This window comes from Allobosea massiliensis (genome assembly GCF_042655245.1).
Taxonomy (GTDB): Bacteria; Pseudomonadota; Alphaproteobacteria; order Rhizobiales; family Beijerinckiaceae; genus Allobosea; species Allobosea massiliensis.
This window is the reverse complement of record NZ_JBHSLU010000004.1, coordinates 92,740-110,082: the sequence shown is the minus strand read 5'-3', so window position 1 is coordinate 110,082 and position 17,343 is coordinate 92,740. Positions and strand designations below refer to the sequence as shown.

The window sequence follows — 17,343 nt, the reverse complement described above, 5'->3', positions numbered from 1 at the left end:
CGCTACAGGCGGCCGGCTGACAGGAAAACGACGATGAGACTGAAGGGCAAGACGGCGCTGATCACCGGCGCGGCGCAGGGGTTCGGGTTCGGCATCGCCGAGACCTTCGTGCGCGAGGGCGCGCGGGTTGCGGTGCTCGACCTCAACGGCGACAAGGCGAAGGAGGCCGCCCAGGCGATCGGCCGGCGGGCCTTCGCCGTGACCTGCGACGTCGCCAAGGGCAAGAGCGTCGAGAAGGCGGTCGCGCGCGTCATCGCCAAGGTCGGCCGGCTCGACATCGTCGTCAACAATGCCGGCACGACCCATCTCAACATGCCGATGACGGAGGTTCCCGAAGACGTCTTCGACCGGGTCTTCGCGGTCAATGTGAAGTCGATCTACCTGATGGCGAAGGCGACCGTGCCGCATTTCCGCGAGCATGGCGGCGGCGTGATCCTCAACATCGGCTCGACCGCCGGCGTCCGGCCGCGGCCCGGCCTGACCTGGTACAATGGCTCCAAGGGCGCGGTGAACCTTCTGTCCAAGTCGATGGCGGTGGAACTGGCGCCGGACCGGATCCGCGTCAACGCGATCGCGCCCGTCGCGGGCGAGACGCCGCTGCTGGCGACCTTCATGGGCGAGGATACGCCGGAGAAGCGCGCGCAGTTCCGCGCCTCGATCCCTTGGGGCCGGCTCTCGACACCGCAGGACATGGCCAATGCCGCGCTCTATCTCTGCTCGGACGATGCCGAGATGGTGACGGGGACCGTGCTCGCCGTCGACGGCGGGCGCTGCATCTGAGAGCGCTGCCCATCCGCCATCGCGGCCGTCTGGCGTGGTGTTCGCGCATTCCCGTCATGGTCGGGCCTGTCCCGACCATCCACGTCTCTGGTTGTCGGGACCTGTGTTCAAGACGTGGATGCTCGGCACGAGGCCGAGCATGACGGCGCCTAAACCGGCTTGGTGTGAAGCGCGATCTCCTGGCGGCGCATGACCGTGCCGTCGAGCTCGAAGCCGCGCTGCTCGAAGGCGATGTGCGGGGCGCGGCCATCGCCTTCGATGCGGAACAGATGCCAGCTCGCCATCTCGCCATGGCCGCGCGGGCCGATCGAGGCGGAAGGCACGCCGACGATCGGCACGTCGCGGCCCACGCCCGGGCGCCAGGCCAGCGAGAAGCGATGGTTGTGACCGTGGATGACGAGGTCGGCGCCCTTGCGCGCCAGCATCGCCTCGACCGCTGCGGCATCGACCAGTTCGCGGGAGCGCCGCGCCCCGCCGACATAGGGCGGGTGGTGAATCAGCACGACGCGGATCGCGCCCTCGTCGCGGGCGCGATCGAGCAGGGCCTCGGTCTTCGCGATCTGGTCGCGGCCGACCTTGCCGGTCGCCATCAGGGGCAGGGTGGGCACGCCGGTGTTGAGCCCGATCAGCGCGACGGGGCCGCGGCGGCGATACCAGGGATAGCCGGTGTGGCCGTCGTCGCCCGTGACCCACTCGCCGAGATGGTAGGCCAGGGCCTTGAGCGAGGAGCGGGCATAGGCATCGTGGTTGCCGGGCACGAAGCTGACGGTGTCGCGCGGCCCGAGTTCATCGAGGAAGGCGACGGCCGTCTTGAACTCGTTGGGCAGGCCGATATGGGAGACGTCGCCGGTGCAGGCGACATGGTCCGGCTGCTGCGCGCGGATGTCCGCAACGATCAGCGCCAGGATGTCCATGTCATGGGCGTGCCGGCGCTTGCGGCGCCAGTTGACGTAACCGGTCGCGCGCTTGCCGAAGAGCTGATGCAGCGAAAAGCCCGCGAGCGGGCCGAGATGCGGATCGGACAGGTGCGCGAGCTTGAACACGCTCTGCGCTAGCCTTGCGGTCGAGCCATCGTCAAGCCACCCGTGCCGCACGCTTTCGCGTGCGGGAGTGGCGCGGATGAATCAGTTGGCGGCGCCGGTCAGTTCGGAGACGATGCGCGAATCGGTCAGCGTCAGGGCGGGCTGCCAGACGAAGGCGGGCTTGGCGCGGAAGCGGGCGATGATGAATGAGAGCAGCATGTCGGTATTCCCCAGCCATGAGGCTGCGATATCGGCCCGGTTTGCGGCGCGTTTGTGACGTTGGGGAACGAAGGGCGGGGGTCCGCCATGCGACATTTGCATATACAATTCGGTAACGATTGGAGGCCATGCGTGAGCGGAGCATCGCAGGAGCGTGACGAGCGGCCCGGCGATGGTCGCCTGACGCGGCTGCAGCGCCTGCGGATCCGCCTGCTGCATCTCTACTTCCGCCTCAAACGCGGCATGACGCTCGGCGTCAGGGCGGCGGTGCTGAACGACCGGGGCGAGGTGTTCCTGATCCGGCACACCTATACGCCCGGCTGGCACCTGCCCGGCGGTGGCGTCGAGGTCGGCGAGACGATGGTGGACGCGCTGGTGAAGGAACTGCGCGAGGAGGCCTGCATCAGCCTGACCGGGCCGGCGCCGCTGTTTGGAGTCTATCTCAATCGCAAGACGTCGCCTCGGGATCATGTCGCGCTCTATGTCGTACGGGAGTTCGCCGTCGACGGCATGAAGCTGCCGGACATGGAGATTGCAGAGGCCGGCTGGTTTCCGCTCGATGGGCTGCCGCAGGGGGTGACCCCCGCGACGCGGCGGAGGCTGGCGGAGATCGCGGGCGGCATCGCTCCCACAGCAGAGTGGTAAGAGCATACCGATGGGAGAAGGGATTTTTCTCGTCATTCTCGGGTTGGGCTTGCTCCTGGGGCTATTCAACAAGCCTTGGTGGTCGGTCGGCCTTGCAGTCGGTTTGGCGATCCTCGTGGGGAGTTTCGACCAAACGCTCCATTCACGCGCGTCTGAGCCCGCCTGGCTCGTCATGGGCCTATCGTTCTACTGCTTGCCTGGGCTGGCCGGCTGGCTTCTGGGGCGGCTTCTGATCGGGCTGGGCGGTTAGACCCGGTCGCAACGTCACGGGCGCCGCCCGGAAGAACAGAGGTGCCGATAGACGCCCACCCTCCGCTCTGCTACAGCGCCGCACCATGACGATCGGGCTTGCGACCTCCCTCCTGCGACGACCGGCGCGCTGAACGCGCTTCCGGCAGGGCCGTGCCATGCGCGGACCCCGCCCTCACCAGCTCAGCCTCTGCCGTCCGCAGGTTCGCCGCCGTCATGACTTCGCTTCCGCTGACCCTCCGCCATGAACTGCCCGTCGATGCCGCCGCGATCGAGCGGCTGCATGAACGCGCCTTCGGGCCGGGCCGTTTCGCCCGCACCGCCTTCCGCCTGCGCGAGGGCGTGCCGCCCGATCCGGCGCTGACCTTCGCCGCCCATGTCGGCACCTTCCTGGTCGGCTCCATCCGTGTGACGCCGGTGATGGCCGGCGGCCATGGCGCGCTGATGCTGGGGCCTCTCACCGTCGATCCGGCCTTCGAGGGGCGAGGCATCGGGGCGGCGCTGATGAACCGCTCGATCGAGGCCGCGCGCACCGAGGGGCACGACCTGATCCTGCTGGTGGGAGACGCGCCCTATTACGCCCGCTTCGGCTTCAGGGTCATTCCGCCGGGCCAGCTCGTGCTGCCCGGCCCGGCCGATCCGGCGCGGTTCCTGGCACTCGAACTGGTCGAGGGCGTGCTGGCGCAGCGGCGCGGCGCGGTGACGGCGATCAAGTCAGGCGCTTGAGGCTTGCCACATCGTCATTCTCGGGCTTGACCCGAGAATCTCACGACACGGAAACTCAGGTTTCCGAGATGGTCGGGTCAAGCCCGACCATGACGCGCCAGATTTTCAGGCCGCCGCGTCGGGCTTGCGATTGAAGCGCCGGCCGCTCTCGCCGAGCCAGCCCGCGACGAGGGCCCCGAACAGAAGCGCCAGCCCGATCAGACCGACGAACAGCGGCGAGATCTGCACGCCGCGCACGATGCCGGAATCGCTGATGCGCAGGCCGATCCAGTCCGATCCCGCGAACTGGCTGCCCGAGCGCACGGGCACGATGCGCGGCACCGTGACGTCCGAACTGGTCTCCTGGCCGATCCGGCGCGACGAGCCGCCGGTCGCTTCGGCGAGGGGGCGCAGCTGGCCCGGGTCGCTGACGACCTCCATCAGCTCGCGCGGATTCTCGGGGCCGACGCTGGCGAAGGCGGTGAGGTTGTCGCCGGCGATCCTGTGAAGGCCGAACTCGCCGGTCGGGATCCGGGCCGTGAACAGGCCGGGGCGGCCCGGTTCGAGCGGGACGGAGCGGGACTGTCCATCCGGGCCGGTAACGACGACGGGGGCCGGGTTGTCGCCCAGCGTCTGACGCTCGACCTCGATATAGCCGTTGCGCGAGACGGCGCGCAGCGCCTCCTCCTCGAGATCGGGTTCCTTCATCAGCCAATGGCCGAGCCGGCGCAGCAGGTCGAGATGCGGGCCGCCATCGCGGAAGCCGCGGGCCCAGAGCCAGGCATGATCCGACAGGAAGAGCGCGACGCGGCCCTTCTGCTCGCGCGCCAGCATCAGCAGCGGGCGTTCGCCAGGGCCGGTCATCACCGGAGAGCCGGTGCGGGCCCGGGCGCCGACCATGCGCAGCCACTCGCCCCATTGCGGCGGCTCGACCTCCGAGCCCGGAAGGTCGCGCGTCACGGGATGGCGCTTGCCGGGCTCGCTGACGCGGGCCCGATAGGCCTCGTCGATCACCGAGCCGTCCGGGATCGCGGGCAGGATCTGGCCGAGTGGCGTGCGCGCCAGCGACTGGGCGCCGGCATATTCCGGACCGGCCGCGATCAGCAGCGCGCCGCCCTCGCGGACATAGCGGACGATGTTGTCGAAATAGACCAGCGGCAGGATGGACTGGTTGGCGTAGCGGTCGAAAATGATCAGGTCGAATTCCTTGATCTTGACCTGAAACAGCTCGCGCGTCGGGAAGGCGATCAGCGACAGCTCGTTGATCGGTGTGCCGTCCTGCTTCTCCGGCGGGCGCAGGATGGTGAAATGGACGAGGTCGATATTGGCGTCGGCCTTGAGCAGGTTGCGCCAGGTGCGCTCGCCCGGATGCGGCTCGCCCGAGACCAGCAGCACGCGCAGCTTGTCGCGCACGCCCTCGATGGTGATGACGGCGCGGTTGTTGGCGAGCGTCAGCTCGTTGTCGAGCGGGGCCGCCTCGATTTCGATGACATTGGGGCCGCCGCGGTCGATGCGGACCGGCAGCGAGACCGTCTGGCCGACCGAGACCTCACGGCGGGCGATGATCTCGCCGTCGCGCCGAACGGTGAGGGCGGCGCGGCCGGGCCCCCCCTTCTCGAGCACGCGCAGCCTTACCGTCTGATCCTTGCCGACGATGCCGAAGCGCGGCGAATCCACCAGCACGATGCGGCGATCGATCTCGCGCTCGCGGCCCGTGGTCAGGACATGGAGCGGCGCGCGCAGGCCCAGCGCTTCCGCCGTCGGCGGCGTGTCATGGGCGAGGCCGTCGGTGACGACGATGGCGCCGGCCACACGCTCGGAGGGCACGTCGGCGAGGCTCGCCGCCAGCGCCTCGAACAGCCGCGTGCCGTCGCCCGAGCCCTGGGCGTCGCGGACCTCGACGATGCGGGACTCGACATTGCCGATGCCGCGCAACTGGCGCTCGATCTCGGCCTGGGCGGCCTGGGACTGGGCCGAGCGGTCGCTCAGGCGATTCGAGGCGGAGCGGTCCACGACGACGGAGACGACGTCCTTCACCGGCTCGCGGTCCTCGAAGACGAGCGACGGGTCGGCCAGTGTCACCGTCAGCACGACGAGCGCGAGCGCGCGCAGGATCGCGCTTCTGCCGGCGAGCACGATCGCCGCGCCCGCCGCCAGCGCGGCCAGCATGCTGAGGCCGATCAGCAGCGGCAGCGGGATGAGCGGCGCGAAGGAGAGGCTCCACATCAGATCAAGGTCCTGTCGCTACGCCCCCGCAGCTGTTGAACGGTTGGCGCACCCCTCACTGGCCCAACCTTTCGAGCAGGGCCGGGACATGGACCTGGTCGGCCTTGTAGTTGCCGGTGAGGGCGTACATCACGAGGTTGACGCCGGCCCGCAGCGCCATTTCGCGCTGGCGCGGATCCGAGCCCGAGAGCGGCACCAGCGGTTCGCCGCGGCGGTTAACGGCCCAGGCCGAGGCGAGGTCGTTGGAGGTGATGACGATGGGCGAGACGTTGTCGCCGGCCCGCGCCGGGCGGCGGCCGTCCGCGCCAGCGGGCGGCAGGATCTCGACCCAGGTCGTGCCGCTGTCATAGCGCCCGACAAAGCCGTCGAGGATGTAGAAGGTCTTGGTCAGGACGTGGTCACGCGGGATCGGCTCGAGCTCGGGAATGTCGAGCGTCTGCAGCATGCGCCGGAGCTGGTCGCCCTCGGGCGTCGTGCCGCCGCCCGGCCGCGCGCTCATGGCGTCGCGGGTGTCGAAGATCACCAGACCGCCGCCCTTCATGTAGGCTTCGAGCTTGCGCAGCGTCTCCGAGGACGGGATCGGCCGCCCAGCGACGATCGGCCAGTACAGGACGGGGAAGAAGGCGAGTTCGTCGCGGTCGGCATTGACGCCGACGGCCTCGCCCGGCTCGAGCGCGGTCCGCGCACCCAGCACGACATTGAGTCCGGCGAGCCCGGCTTTCGACATCTCGTCGACCGCGCGGTCGCCGGTGACGACATAGGCCAGGCGGGTCACCGCCCCGGCCGCGAAGAGCTCGCGCGGGATCGGCGGGCGCTGGTCCGGCGCAGGCGTCGCCGCAGGCGCCTGGGCCTGCGCCACTCCCGGGAGGAGCATGCCGGCGCTCAGCGCCAGGGCCAGGAGGATGGCGGCGGGGGCGGCGCGGCGGGCCTTGCGGGCGAAGTTCAGGCGGCCGCCGAGCCAGAGCGTCGCCAGCGTGTCGGCGATCAGCAGCAGCAGTGCCAGCACGAGCAGCTGCGGGCGGATGTCGAGCGCGACCGGCTTGTCGACCGGCAGGATCGGCGCACCGAGCGCGGCGAGGTCGATCGCGCGCAGCGTATCCGTCGGGTTCAGCGTGTTGACTGCGAGCGAGCCGTCGGCGGGGCCGTAGATGCCGGGCGGATGGGCGAGGGTGGCGCGGCCGGTGAAGCTGCGCGCCACCGGCTGCGCCGTGGCGGGCGGGCTGCGGAAGCCGCCGGTGCCGTCGAGCACGCGGGTCGGTGACAGCGTCTCCACGCGGGCATCCTCTCCCTGGGGCTCAGCCGGGCCGGTGCCAGACAGGCCGACGATCTTCCGGAGCATCTCGACGAAGAGCCCCGACAGCGGCAGGTTCGACCAGGTCGTGTCCGCCGTGACGTGCATCATCGCGATCATGCCGTCGCCGCGGCGCTCGCCGGTGACGACGGGCGTACCGTCCTCCAGCGCCGCCCAGGTCTTGCGCGAGAGATCGGCCTCGGGCTCGGCCAGGATCTGGCGGGTGACCCGGACATCGTCGCTGATCGGCACGCCGAAGAAGGGGCTCTCGCGGGTGAAGGCGGCGAGCTTGCGCGGCGTTTCCCAGGAGAGGCCGCCGCCGAGCGTGCGGCCGCCCCGCCGCAGGCGCACGGGCGTCAGCTCGTCCGAGGCCGCGGCGAGGCGCGCGCCGGCGAAGCGCAGCAGCACGCCGCCGCGCTGGATGAAGGCGTTGATCTTGCCGGCCGTATCGGGATCGAGCGCGCCGATATCGGCCAGCACCAGCACCGAGAGGTTCTGCGCCAGCAATTCGCCGACGGGGTCGGTCGAGCCCGGCCGCGGCTCGCGGATCTCGGCGAAGGGCTGGAGCGCACGCGAGACATAGTAGGTCGGCGAGAGCAGCGGCTGCGCCGTATCGGTGGTCGCGCCCGAGACGATGCCGACGCGGCGGCGCTTGGAGCGGTCGTCGAGCAGCGCGACCGCGCCGGCGCTGCGCTCGCCGACGATCTCGAGCCGGGAGACCGCGTTGCGGACCTCGATCGGCAAGGTCAGGCGGGCCGTGGTCTGCAGTGCGGACCCCTCGAAGACGAAAGGCGCATCGCCGAGCGGCAGGCCCTTGAGATCGAGCGCACGGACGAGGCCGCTGGCGGCGGCGCCGGTGGTCGGCCGCAGCACCTTCACGGCCAGCGCCCCGGCGAGATTCTCGGGCGCAGTCAGGGCGAGCTGGTCGATGGGTCCGGCATGGATCGAGAGCCGGCCATTGCCGGCCTCCTGCCTCAGCCGGGCCAGGAAGGCGCCGTCATCGGTGATGGAGAGGCCATCCGCCACCCAGACGATCTCGGCCTCCGGGGCGGTGCGCAGGAAGGCCTCGATCCGTGGCAGATGCGCGCCACGGTCCGGAGCATGCGGCTGCAAAGCAAAGGCGCGCAGCCGGTCCAGCGCCGCGCGCGGCTCGGACAGCGTGATCTCGGCGGGGTTTTCGGCGAGGCCGAGCAGGGCGACCGGTCGGCCCTCGCGGGCTGCGGCAGCGACGCGGGACTCCGCCACGAGCAGGCGTTCAGGCCAGTCGACGGCGGCACCGAAGCCGTTGTCGATCATGAGCAGCATCGGGCCGCGCAGGGGGGCCGAATCGCGCGGCGGGTTCCAGACGGGGCCGGCCACGGCGAGGATCGCGAGTGCCGCGACCAGCATGCGCAAAGCGAGCAGCCACCATGGCGTATGTGCCGGCATTTCGCGCTTGGCGACCAGGTCGGCCATGATCTTGAGCGGCGGAAAGTCGATCCGGCGCGGCCGCGGCGGCGTGACCCGCAGGATCAGCCAGAGCGCGGGCAGCAGCGCGAGCGCGGCCAGCGCGAGCGGGGCGGAGAAGGCGAGGGGGAGCGAGCTCAGCACCGGCTATCTCCCGCTTCCGCGTGAGGCCGCGACGAGGCTCGCGACCCGCAGCACGCCCTCGCTCGCCGGCCGGTCGGTGCGGTGGAGCGTCAGCGTCCAGCCCGCCTTGCGGCAGGCCTCGCGGATCGCATCGCGATGGGCCTCCAGCCGCTGGCGGTACTCGGCGCCCCAGGAGCCGGCATCGCCGACGCGCAGCGAGAGCCCGTCCTCGAGATCGAAGAGTTCGGCCTGCCCGGTGAAGGGGAAGGTTTCCTCGATCGGGTCGGCGATCAGCAGGACATGGCCGCGGGCGCCGGAAGAGGCGAGGGTGGCGATGCGGCGGGCGAGCGAATCGGCGGGCGAGAGCCCGTCCGTGATGATGATCGCATCGGCCAGACGCGGCAGCGGCGCGTCCGGGGGCAGATCGAGATCGGCGCCCTTCGCGTCGGCCAGGATTGCTTGGGCCAGCGTCTCGACGATGCGGCGCGAGGCCAGCGCCCGGGTTAGCCCGAGATGGCCGACGCGCTCGCCGCCATCGACCAGCGTCTCGGCCAGCGCAAATCCCGCGATCAGCGCGCGATCGACCTTCGAAGCCAGCGCCAGAGAGGAGGCGAAACCCATCGAGGCGGAACGATCGATCCAGAGCCAGATCGCGTGCGAAGCCTCCCATTCGCGTTCGCGGACGAAGAGGTGGCCATCACGGGCCGAGCGGCGCCAGTCGATGCGCGAGGAGGATTCGCCGGTGACGAGCGGGCGGTACTGCCAGAAGGTCTCGCCTGGACCCGCCCGGCGGCGTCCATGGATGCCGTGCAGGCTGGCGGAGACGCGCCGCGCCTCGAGGATCAGCCGGGGCAGGCGCGCCGCCAGATCGAGCGAGGCGGTGACGACCGGCCTCGCAGGCTGTCGTTCGGCCGATCCGAGAACGCGCGTGCGCAGCATCCCTCTCCGCCCTTATCCCAATCGCTCGACGAGCTTGCCGATGATGCCCTCGACCGTCTCGCCATCGGCGCGGGCGGCGAAGGTCAGCGCGACGCGGTGCTTGAGCACGGGGATGGCCAGGGCGGCGACGTCGTCGACGGAGGGCGCGAGCCGGCCTTCGACGAGCGCGCGGGCACGGCAGGCCAGCGTCAGCGATTGGCTGGCGCGGGGCCCGGGACCCCAGGCGAGCTTCTCGGTGATCGCATTGTCGCTGCCCTCACCGGGGCGGGCGGAGCGGACGAGATCGAGAATCGCATCGACGACCGCGTCGCCGACGGGCAGCCGGCGCACCAGCCGCTGCGTCGACATCAGCGTCTCCGCCGTCATCGCCTGCGCCGGCTTATGCTCGGAGGCGCCGGTGGTCTCGAGCAGGATGCGGCGCTCGGCCTCGCGATCGGGATAGGCGACGTCGATCTCGAGCAGGAAACGGTCGAGCTGCGCCTCGGGCAGGGGATAGGTGCCCTCCTGCTCGATCGGGTTCTGCGTCGCCAGCACATGGAAGGGGGCGGGGAGATCGTAGCGCTCGCCGCCGACGGTGACGTGATGCTCCTGCATCGCCTGCAGCAGCGCCGACTGGGTGCGGGGCGAGGCGCGGTTGATCTCGTCGGCCATCAGGAGCTGGGCGAAGACCGGGCCCTTGATGAAGCGGAAGTGGCGCTTGCCGTCGGCGCTCTCGTCGAGAACCTCGGAGCCGAGGATGTCGGATGGCATCAGGTCGGGCGTGAACTGGACGCGGCGTGCGCTCATGCCGAGCACGTTGCCCATCGCCTCGACGAGCTTGGTCTTGGCGAGGCCAGGCACGCCGACCAGCAGGCCGTGGCCACCGGCCAGAAGCGTGATCAGCGAAAGATCGACGACCTTCTGCTGGCCGAAGATGACCCGGCCGATCTCGGTGCGGGCGGCCCCGATGGCGCCCAGCGCGGCTTCCGCCGCCTCGACAATGCCGGTATCCAGGCTGATGGGGGGATTGGCTTCCAGGGCCTGGGCTTGCGCCACCATGTCGATCTCCTTCACCCTCGGCTCCGCACCATCCGCTGTCCCGCAACCTTGCAACGGCCGGAGCCGTTGAGTGTGGACGGGGCGTCATGCCGGCTCAAGGGCGGAATGACGCGGTGCACAGAACTCGGCTTCACGATTATGTGGAGTTCAAGGCAGGGATGACGATGCAACCACTATGCCGCAGGCGGCACGGCAAGAGCGCCCGATGAGCGACACGGGCGGCGCGATGGAGCGGTTGATGGCCGCGCTCCAGGCCGGAAACACGCGCGGAATTCCGCCCGTGGAGCGGTGGAATCCCGATTTCTGCGGCCATATCGACATGAAGATCGCTGCGGACGGGACCTGGTTCTATCGCGGCACGCCGATCGGCCGGCCGGCGCTCGTCAAGCTGTTTTCCTCGGTTCTGCGGAAGGACGGCGACGATTACGTTCTCGTGACTCCGGTCGAAAAGCTCGGGATCACGGTCGAGGATGCGCCCTTCCAGGCGGTCGAGATGGCGGTCGAGGGGGAGGGAGACAGTCGCAGCATCGGTTTCCGCACCCAGGTCGACGATCTCGTGCAGGTCGGGCCGGAGCATCCGATTCGCTTCGAGCGCGAGGCGAAGGGCGACGGGCTCAAACCCTATGTCCATGTCCGGCGCGGGCTCTGGGCGCGGCTGACGCGGGCGCTGACCTATGATCTGCTGGCGCTGGGCGAAGTGCACGAGATCGACGGCCTGGCCCAGTTCGGCGTGGCAGCGGGCGGGCTGTTCCATCCGGCTTGTCCGGCGAGCGAGATCGACGGTTTGTGATGCAGGCTCTGGATCTGACGGCCGATCAGTTCGCCGAGCTGGCGCAGCGCCGGCTGCGGCCCGAGCCGCCGCAACTGGGCGATCTGATCGCGCGGCCGCGCGGCGATCACGACGACCAGCCGCACCCGATCCGGCCGCCGGATGAAAAGGTCGCCATTCCGGCCGCCGTGCTGATCGGCGTCGTGCCCCGGCCGGAGGGGCCGACCGTGCTTTTGACGCAGCGCGCGGCGACCCTGCGCAGCCATTCGGCGCAGGTCGCCTTTCCAGGTGGGCGGGTGGATGCCGTGGACGGTTCGCCGGTGGTGACGGCGCTGCGCGAGGCGGAGGAGGAGATCGGCCTGCCGCGCGAGCGGGTGCGGACGCTGGGCTTCCTCGATGCCTATCTGACCGGGACCGGCTACCGGATCGTGCCGGTGGTCGCGCTGGTCGAGCCGCCCTTCTCGCTCACGCTGAACGCCCATGAGGTGGACGAGGCCTTCGAGACGCCCTTGTCCTTCCTGCTCGACCCGGCCAATCACCGGCGCGAGGGCCGCGAGTGGCAGGGGCTCTACCGCACCTACTATGCGATGCCGTTCGGGGATCGCTATATCTGGGGCGCCACCGCCGGAATGATCCGCAATCTCTACGAGCGGCTTTCGGGCTGAACAGGACTGGACGATCAAGGCCATGCTGCGCTCGATCATCGAAGAGGTGCTTCTCTTCGTCCTGCCCTTCTGCGTCTTCGCCGGCTACCTCATCGTCAAGCGGCGAAACCCGTTCGATGTCGAGCATTGGAGCCGACATCTCTTCTGGCTGTCGATCGTCGGGCTCGCGCTGGCGATCGCGCTCGTCGCCTATGGCGGCTGGACGGCGCCGCGCGCGACCGGCGCTTATGAGCCGCCGCATATGGAGAACGGGCAATTGGTGCCGGGCCGCTTCAAATGACCCTGCCGGAGGCGCGGATCGCCGCTTTCCTGGCACGGCCCGCGCTCTCCCGGCTGTTGGCCGTTCTCGACCGGAATGGGGAAGAGGCGCGCATCATCGGCGGCGCCGTGCGTGACCTGCTGCTGGGCGAGGCCGTCGGCGATGTCGATCTGGCCACGACGGCCCTGCCGGAGGAGACGATGCGGCGCGGCCGCGAGGCCGGCTTCAAGGTCGTGCCGACGGGGCTCGAGCACGGCACGATCACGCTGATCGTCGAAGGGGCACCCTTCGAGGTCACGACGCTGCGCGAGGATGTCGAGACCGACGGCCGGCACGCGACGGTCCGCTTCGGGCGCGATTTCGAGGCGGATGCGCGGCGGCGCGACTTCACGGTCAATGCGCTCTCGCTCGACCGGGCCGGGGTCGTCCACGATCCCTGCGGTGGGCTCGCCGATCTCGCCGCGCGGCGCATCCGCTTCATCGGAGACGCGGCGACGCGCATTCGCGAGGACTATCTTCGTATCCTGCGGTTCTTTCGCTTTCACGCCCGCTACGGGAGGGGTGCGCCCGATGCCGAAGGCGTCCGGGCCTGCATCGCGGGGCGGGATGGGCTGGCGGGGCTGTCGCGCGAGCGTGTGCGCGCCGAGCTGATGAAGCTTCTGGTGGCGCCGGGCGCGGCTCCAGCCCTGCGGGCCATGGCCGAGGCCGGGCTCCTGATGCCGATGATCGGCCGCGTGCCGCATCTGACGCGGTTCGAGGCCGTGGCCGAGGGCGGGGGCGAAGGCGTTTTCGCCGCCTTCCGGCTGGCGGCGCTCGCCGTCGGCGTGCGGGAGGATGCGCTGCATCTGCGCGAGGCGTTGCGTCTGTCGAACGAGGAGTTCGACCGGATCGAGCGGATCGCGCTGGCGCTGGAGGGGCTGTCGGGCCGGGCTACGGCCGGGACACTGGCGCAGCTGCGCCATCTCGCCCACCGGATCGGCCAGGACGCGGTTGCTGCCGGGCTCGTGCTGCTGGCGGGGCGGGGCGCGGAGGCTGCCGGGCGGGCTCAAGCGATGATCGCCGACCTGGCCCGCACGCCACCCTTTCTGCCGACGGGGCGGGACGTGATCGCGCTCGGCGTCCCGGCCGGGCCTCGGATCGGGCAGGTGCTGGCGGCGGCGCGATCCACCTGGATCGATGGCGGGGCCCCGTCCGACGAAGCCGCGCAATCGCGGTTTCTGGAAGAGGCCCTCCGATCCTCAGCCTCCGGACGAGGGGCGGATTGAAGCAGCCCTCGCTCAGGGCCAGCGCACCGTCGGCGGCATCGAGGACAGGATCGAGTCGACATTGCCTCCGGTGCGCAGGCCGAAGATCGTGCCGCGGTCGTAGAGCAGGTTGAACTCGACATAGCGGCCGCGGCGGATCTGCTGCTCCTCGCGCTCGGCCGCGCTCCAGGACTTGCCGATGTTGGCGCGCAGGATCGGCGGATAGGCGGCGAGGAAAGCCTCGCCCACGGCCTGCGTGAAGGAGAGGTCGCCGTCGGGATCGCCCGACCAGAGATAATCGTAGAAGATGCCGCCGATGCCGCGCGGCTCGTTACGATGCTTCAGGTGGAAGTACTCGTCGCACCAGGCCTTGAAGCGCGGGTAGTCGGCGATCGGCGCATGGCGCTCGCAGGGCCCGCGCATCGCGGCATGGAAGGCGATGGCGTCGGGATCGTCCTGGTTGCGACGCGCATTCAGCACCGGGGTGAGGTCTGCGCCGCCGCCGAACCAGGGCTTGGTGGTGACGACGAAACGCGTGTTCATGTGCACGGTCGGCGCGTGCGGGTTCCAGGGATGGGCGATCAGCGAGATGCCGGTGGCATGGAAGCGCGGGTCCTCCGCCGCCCCCGGGATCTGCCCGGCGAATTCGGGCTGGAAGGTGCCGTAGACGGTCGAGACATGGACGCCGACCTTCTCGAAGACGCGTCCGCTCATCATCGACATGACGCCGCCGCCTCCCGGCGCGCCGTCATGGTTGTTGCGCTGCCAGGGCGTGCGAACGAAGCGGCCGGGCGCGTTCGCCTCGGGTGGGAAGGGGCCGGTCGCCTCGGCCTCGATCGCCTCGAAGGCGGCGCAGATGCGGTCCCGCAGCGTTTCGAACCAGGCCTTGGCGCGCGGCTTCATCGCCTCGGCCTTCTCCAGCGCGGCGGGGTCGCTCGGCGCCGCGGTGGCGGCCTTGTGGTCGGTCATCCCCGTCTCCTCACCCTGTCTGGTCTTGTCGTTCGTGGTCGTCGGCCCGGAGCGGTGCCGGGAAGCCGCCGATCTGCCGCAAGGCTTCGCCCAGAACCAGCGCGCCTGCAATCGCGACGTTGAGCGAGCGCAGCCCCGCCAGCATGGGCACATGCACCACCGCATCGGCGGCGGCATAGACTTCCGGCGCCACGCCGGCCGATTCCCGGCCGAGCATGACGATGTCGCCGGGGGCGAAGGCGAAGTCGAGATGGCGGGTTTGCCCGTCGGTCTCCGCCAGGATCAAGCGGTGTCCAGAGCCGCGGCGCCAGCGCTCGAAGGCAGCGAAGGAGGCGTGGCGGGTCACGGTGGCGCGCTCAAGATAATCCATCCCCGAGCGGCGGAAATGCCGGTCGGAGACGTCGAAAGCCGCAGGCTCGACGATGTCGACGGCGACGCCGAGACAGGCGGCCATGCGGATTATCGTGCCGGTGTTCTGGGGAATGTCGGGGTGGTAGAGGGCGAGGCGCAGCGGCGCCCGACCCGTCGCAGAAGCTGTTTCTTCGGTCGCCGTCATCCTGCTGCTGTCATGGGGTGACGGCACGGGATGCGTCAAGGACGGCGCAGGCGGCAAGCATGCGCGAGCGAGGCTGGCAATTCGCTGAGGCGCACGCCATATCGGCTGCCTGCCCGGGCCGGCCGCGCCGCTGATCCCGCCCCGATTTTGTCGCCATGCCGGTCCAGAGGAGGGCGGACATGTTCACCCCGCTGTTCCGCTGGCTCGAGAGCCGGATCGACGTCTTCGCCCCCTTCGACGAACGCGAGACACCGCCTCGCGGTGTCTGGCCCTTCATGTGGCATCACATCAAGGATGCGAAGGGCTGGCTGTTCCTCGTCATGCTGACGGGCCTCGGCTTCAGCGGCATCGAGGCGGCGATGTATCTGATGGTCGGCTGGTTCGTCGACCTGCTGGCGACCCAGACGCCCGAGACGATCTTCCGCGACCATGGCTGGCTGCTGGCGGGGGCGGCGTTTCTCGTGGTCGTGGTGCGGCCGCTCATCTATTTCGCCAACCACGCCATCGTCGATCAGGTCGTGGTGCCGCAGGTCACCAACCAGATCCGCTGGCGCAACCATGTCTACACGCTCGGCCATGCGCTGGGCTATTTCCAAAACGATTTCGCCGGGCGCCTCTCCTCCCGCGTTATCCAGGCGGGGCAGTCGATCCGCGGCGCGACGATCGAGGTCATCGACGATCTCTGGTACGCGCTGATCTTCGCTTCCGTCGCGATCGGCTTCTTCGGGGCGACCTCGCTGTGGCTGGCGCTGCCGGTGCTGGTCTGGCTCGGGGCCTATGTAGCGCTGCTGATCTATTTCGTGCCGCGCGCCAAGAGTCGCTCCGAGGCCAACTCGCTCGGCCGCTCCTCGACGACGGGGCGGATCGTCGATGCCTATACCAACATCCTGACGGTGAAGCTGTTCGCCCGGGCCGATGCCGAGCGCTCGGCCGTGCGCGAGTCGCTGGCGCGCTGGAACACGGCGTTCCTCAACCTGTCCCGGCTGATCACCGGCGTCAGCGTCGTCCTGCAGACGATGAACAGCCTGCTGGTGGTGGTGACGGCCTGGCTCAGCCTCTGGCTCTGGAGCCAGGGCGCCATGACGCCGGGCGCGGTCGCGGCTTCGATCGGCCTCGTTCTGCGCCTCGTCCAGATGTCGAGCTGGCTGATCCATCTCGTGCGCGGGGTGTTCGAGAACATCGGCGCGGTGCAGGAGAGCATGGAGACGATCGCCAAGCCGCACGACCTGACGGATGCGCCCGACGCGACCGCTCTCGTGGTCGAGCGCGGCGCGGTCAGCTTCGAGGGCGTCCGTTTCAACTACGGCAAGAGCGGCGGGCTGTTCGAGGGGCTCGATCTGGAGATCCGACCGGGCGAGAAGATCGGCCTGGTCGGGCCATCGGGCGCCGGCAAGTCGACGCTGGTGAACCTGCTGCTGCGGCTCTACCCGCTCGAGGGCGGGCGCATCCTGATCGACGGGCAGGACATCGCCCATGTCACGCAGGACTCGCTGCGGGCCCAGATCGGGATGGTGACGCAGGACAATTCGTTGCTTCATCGCTCGATCGGCGACAACATCGCCTATGGGCGGATCGGCTCGACGCCGGACGAGATCGCGCAGGCGGCGCGCCAGGCCTCGGCTCATGAGTTTGTCCAGAGCCTCAGCGATCAGGACGGGCGCCGCGGCTTCGATTCGCGCGTCGGCGAGCGCGGCGTGAAGCTTTCGGGCGGTCAGCGCCAGCGCATCGCGATCGCCCGCGTCCTGCTCAAGGACGCGCCGATCCTGATCCTCGACGAGGCGACCTCGGCGCTGGACTCGGAGGTGGAGGCGGCGATCCAGGAGCAGCTCACCGCGCTGATGCAGGGCAAGACCGTTATCGCCATCGCCCATCGGCTGTCGACGATCGCCGCGCTCGACCGGCTGATCGTGCTCGACAAGGGCCGGATCGTCGATGTCGGAACCCATGCGGAGCTGGTCGGGCGGGCGGGCCTCTATGCGCGGCTGTGGTCGCGCCAGTCGGGTGGTTTCCTCGCTGCGGCGGACAACGAAACGCTGCCGGCCTGAACCCCTTGCCGACGGGCGCGGGCCATGCACCGGCGCATGGCCTCCAACAGTAGACTTCGTCCAATCTGCATGCCAAAGAGCGCGCAGTGACGCGCCGCCGCATTGCGGCCGTGACGACGCGCGCCTAAACACGGCGCCGGGTTGCAATTTCGA

General features: G+C 69.9%; 15 protein-coding genes. 8 read left to right on the top strand and 7 right to left on the bottom strand.

What is annotated here, in order from left to right:
- Positions 1-33: 33 nt before the first annotated feature.
- Positions 34-780, top strand: a complete 747-nt coding sequence (locus ACFPN9_RS01560) for a glucose 1-dehydrogenase (protein ID WP_068074809.1) — start codon at positions 34-36, stop codon at positions 778-780.
- A gap of 149 nt (positions 781-929) precedes the next feature.
- Here ACFPN9_RS01560 and ACFPN9_RS01555 read toward each other — a convergent pair whose 3' ends face one another.
- The gene (locus ACFPN9_RS01555; RefSeq protein WP_066724557.1) at positions 930-1,823 is read right to left on the bottom strand and encodes a metallophosphoesterase family protein; all 894 of its coding nucleotides are present in this window, start codon (positions 1,821-1,823) and stop codon (positions 930-932) included.
- 441 nt (positions 1,824-2,264) lie between these two features.
- Here ACFPN9_RS01555 and ACFPN9_RS01550 point away from each other — a divergent pair, with 441 nt between their 5' ends.
- Together ACFPN9_RS01550 and ACFPN9_RS01545 are read left to right on the top strand one after the other, a co-directional pair.
- Positions 2,265-2,666, top strand: a complete 402-nt coding sequence (locus tag ACFPN9_RS01550) for an NUDIX domain-containing protein (RefSeq protein ID WP_245282420.1) — start codon at positions 2,265-2,267, stop codon at positions 2,664-2,666.
- 465 nt (positions 2,667-3,131) lie between these two features.
- Positions 3,132-3,641 (top strand): GNAT family N-acetyltransferase, encoded by a 510-nt coding sequence (locus tag ACFPN9_RS01545; protein ID WP_066724563.1) that lies wholly within the window; start codon positions 3,132-3,134, stop codon positions 3,639-3,641.
- Between the two features lie 105 nt (positions 3,642-3,746).
- Here ACFPN9_RS01545 and ACFPN9_RS01540 read toward each other — a convergent pair whose 3' ends face one another.
- The 4 genes from ACFPN9_RS01540 to ACFPN9_RS01525 are packed head-to-tail and all read right to left on the bottom strand — an operon-like array spanning position 3,747 to position 10,683.
- Positions 3,747-5,846 (bottom strand): hypothetical protein, encoded by a 2,100-nt coding sequence (locus tag ACFPN9_RS01540; RefSeq protein ID WP_066724567.1) that lies wholly within the window; start codon positions 5,844-5,846, stop codon positions 3,747-3,749.
- Between the two features lie 55 nt (positions 5,847-5,901).
- Complete coding sequence (locus ACFPN9_RS01535; RefSeq protein ID WP_066724830.1) at positions 5,902-8,724, bottom strand: DUF4159 domain-containing protein; 2,823 nt, start codon at positions 8,722-8,724, stop codon at positions 5,902-5,904.
- A gap of 6 nt (positions 8,725-8,730) precedes the next feature.
- Entirely contained in the window at positions 8,731-9,645 is a 915-nt protein-coding gene (locus ACFPN9_RS01530) for a DUF58 domain-containing protein (protein WP_066724569.1), read from the bottom strand.
- A gap of 12 nt (positions 9,646-9,657) precedes the next feature.
- Complete coding sequence (locus ACFPN9_RS01525; protein WP_066724833.1) at positions 9,658-10,683, bottom strand: AAA family ATPase; 1,026 nt, start codon at positions 10,681-10,683, stop codon at positions 9,658-9,660.
- Positions 10,684-10,888: 205 nt separating this feature from the next.
- Between ACFPN9_RS01525 and ACFPN9_RS01520 the strand changes: the two genes are divergently transcribed.
- From ACFPN9_RS01520 to ACFPN9_RS01505, 4 genes are read left to right on the top strand one after another with little or no spacing between them, the layout of a single operon-like run.
- Positions 10,889-11,473, top strand: a complete 585-nt coding sequence (locus tag ACFPN9_RS01520) for a DUF1285 domain-containing protein (RefSeq protein WP_245282417.1) — start codon at positions 10,889-10,891, stop codon at positions 11,471-11,473.
- The gene (locus tag ACFPN9_RS01515) at positions 11,473-12,117 is read left to right on the top strand and encodes a CoA pyrophosphatase (protein ID WP_066724575.1); all 645 of its coding nucleotides are present in this window, start codon (positions 11,473-11,475) and stop codon (positions 12,115-12,117) included. The genes ACFPN9_RS01520 and ACFPN9_RS01515 overlap by 1 nt, the downstream gene beginning before the upstream one ends.
- A gap of 22 nt (positions 12,118-12,139) precedes the next feature.
- Complete coding sequence (locus tag ACFPN9_RS01510; RefSeq protein ID WP_066724578.1) at positions 12,140-12,397, top strand: DUF6111 family protein; 258 nt, start codon at positions 12,140-12,142, stop codon at positions 12,395-12,397.
- Positions 12,394-13,641 (top strand): CCA tRNA nucleotidyltransferase, encoded by a 1,248-nt coding sequence (locus ACFPN9_RS01505; RefSeq protein ID WP_066724580.1) that lies wholly within the window; start codon positions 12,394-12,396, stop codon positions 13,639-13,641. The genes ACFPN9_RS01510 and ACFPN9_RS01505 overlap by 4 nt, the downstream gene beginning before the upstream one ends.
- A gap of 12 nt (positions 13,642-13,653) precedes the next feature.
- On the opposite strand, the gene hemF is transcribed toward ACFPN9_RS01505, so the two are convergent.
- A complete protein-coding gene (gene hemF, locus ACFPN9_RS01500; RefSeq protein WP_066724582.1) occupies positions 13,654-14,589 on the bottom strand; it encodes an oxygen-dependent coproporphyrinogen oxidase in 936 nt (311 codons plus the stop codon).
- A 10-nt stretch (positions 14,590-14,599) separates the two neighbouring features.
- Positions 14,600-15,145, bottom strand: coding sequence for a tRNA (cytidine(34)-2'-O)-methyltransferase (locus ACFPN9_RS01495; protein WP_066724584.1), 546 nt, complete (start codon positions 15,143-15,145; stop codon positions 14,600-14,602).
- Positions 15,146-15,324: 179 nt separating this feature from the next.
- Here ACFPN9_RS01495 and ACFPN9_RS01490 point away from each other — a divergent pair, with 179 nt between their 5' ends.
- A complete protein-coding gene (locus tag ACFPN9_RS01490; RefSeq protein WP_066724586.1) occupies positions 15,325-17,190 on the top strand; it encodes an ABC transporter ATP-binding protein in 1,866 nt (621 codons plus the stop codon).
- Positions 17,191-17,343 lie beyond the last annotated feature (153 nt).

Bases quoted from the DNA above. Each gene is read 5' to 3' on its own strand.
- ACFPN9_RS01560 (WP_068074809.1), top strand. From the start codon at position 34: ATGAGACTGAAGGGCAAGACGGCGCTGATCACCGGCGCGGCGCAGGGG.
- ACFPN9_RS01550 (WP_245282420.1), top strand. From the start codon at position 2,265: ATGACGCTCGGCGTCAGGGCGGCGGTGCTGAACGACCGGGGCGAGGTG.
- ACFPN9_RS01545 (WP_066724563.1), top strand. From the start codon at position 3,132: ATGACTTCGCTTCCGCTGACCCTCCGCCATGAACTGCCCGTCGATGCC.
- ACFPN9_RS01540 (WP_066724567.1), bottom strand. From the start codon at position 5,846: ATGTGGAGCCTCTCCTTCGCGCCGCTCATCCCGCTGCCGCTGCTGATC.
- ACFPN9_RS01530 (WP_066724569.1), bottom strand. From the start codon at position 9,645: ATGCTGCGCACGCGCGTTCTCGGATCGGCCGAACGACAGCCTGCGAGG.
- ACFPN9_RS01525 (WP_066724833.1), bottom strand. From the start codon at position 10,683: ATGGTGGCGCAAGCCCAGGCCCTGGAAGCCAATCCCCCCATCAGCCTG.
- ACFPN9_RS01520 (WP_245282417.1), top strand. From the start codon at position 10,889: ATGAGCGACACGGGCGGCGCGATGGAGCGGTTGATGGCCGCGCTCCAG.
- ACFPN9_RS01515 (WP_066724575.1), top strand. From the start codon at position 11,473: ATGCAGGCTCTGGATCTGACGGCCGATCAGTTCGCCGAGCTGGCGCAG.
- ACFPN9_RS01510 (WP_066724578.1), top strand. From the start codon at position 12,140: ATGCTGCGCTCGATCATCGAAGAGGTGCTTCTCTTCGTCCTGCCCTTC.
- ACFPN9_RS01505 (WP_066724580.1), top strand. From the start codon at position 12,394: ATGACCCTGCCGGAGGCGCGGATCGCCGCTTTCCTGGCACGGCCCGCG.
- hemF (WP_066724582.1), bottom strand. From the start codon at position 14,589: ATGACCGACCACAAGGCCGCCACCGCGGCGCCGAGCGACCCCGCCGCG.
- ACFPN9_RS01495 (WP_066724584.1), bottom strand. From the start codon at position 15,145: ATGACGGCGACCGAAGAAACAGCTTCTGCGACGGGTCGGGCGCCGCTG.
- ACFPN9_RS01490 (WP_066724586.1), top strand. From the start codon at position 15,325: ATGTTCACCCCGCTGTTCCGCTGGCTCGAGAGCCGGATCGACGTCTTC.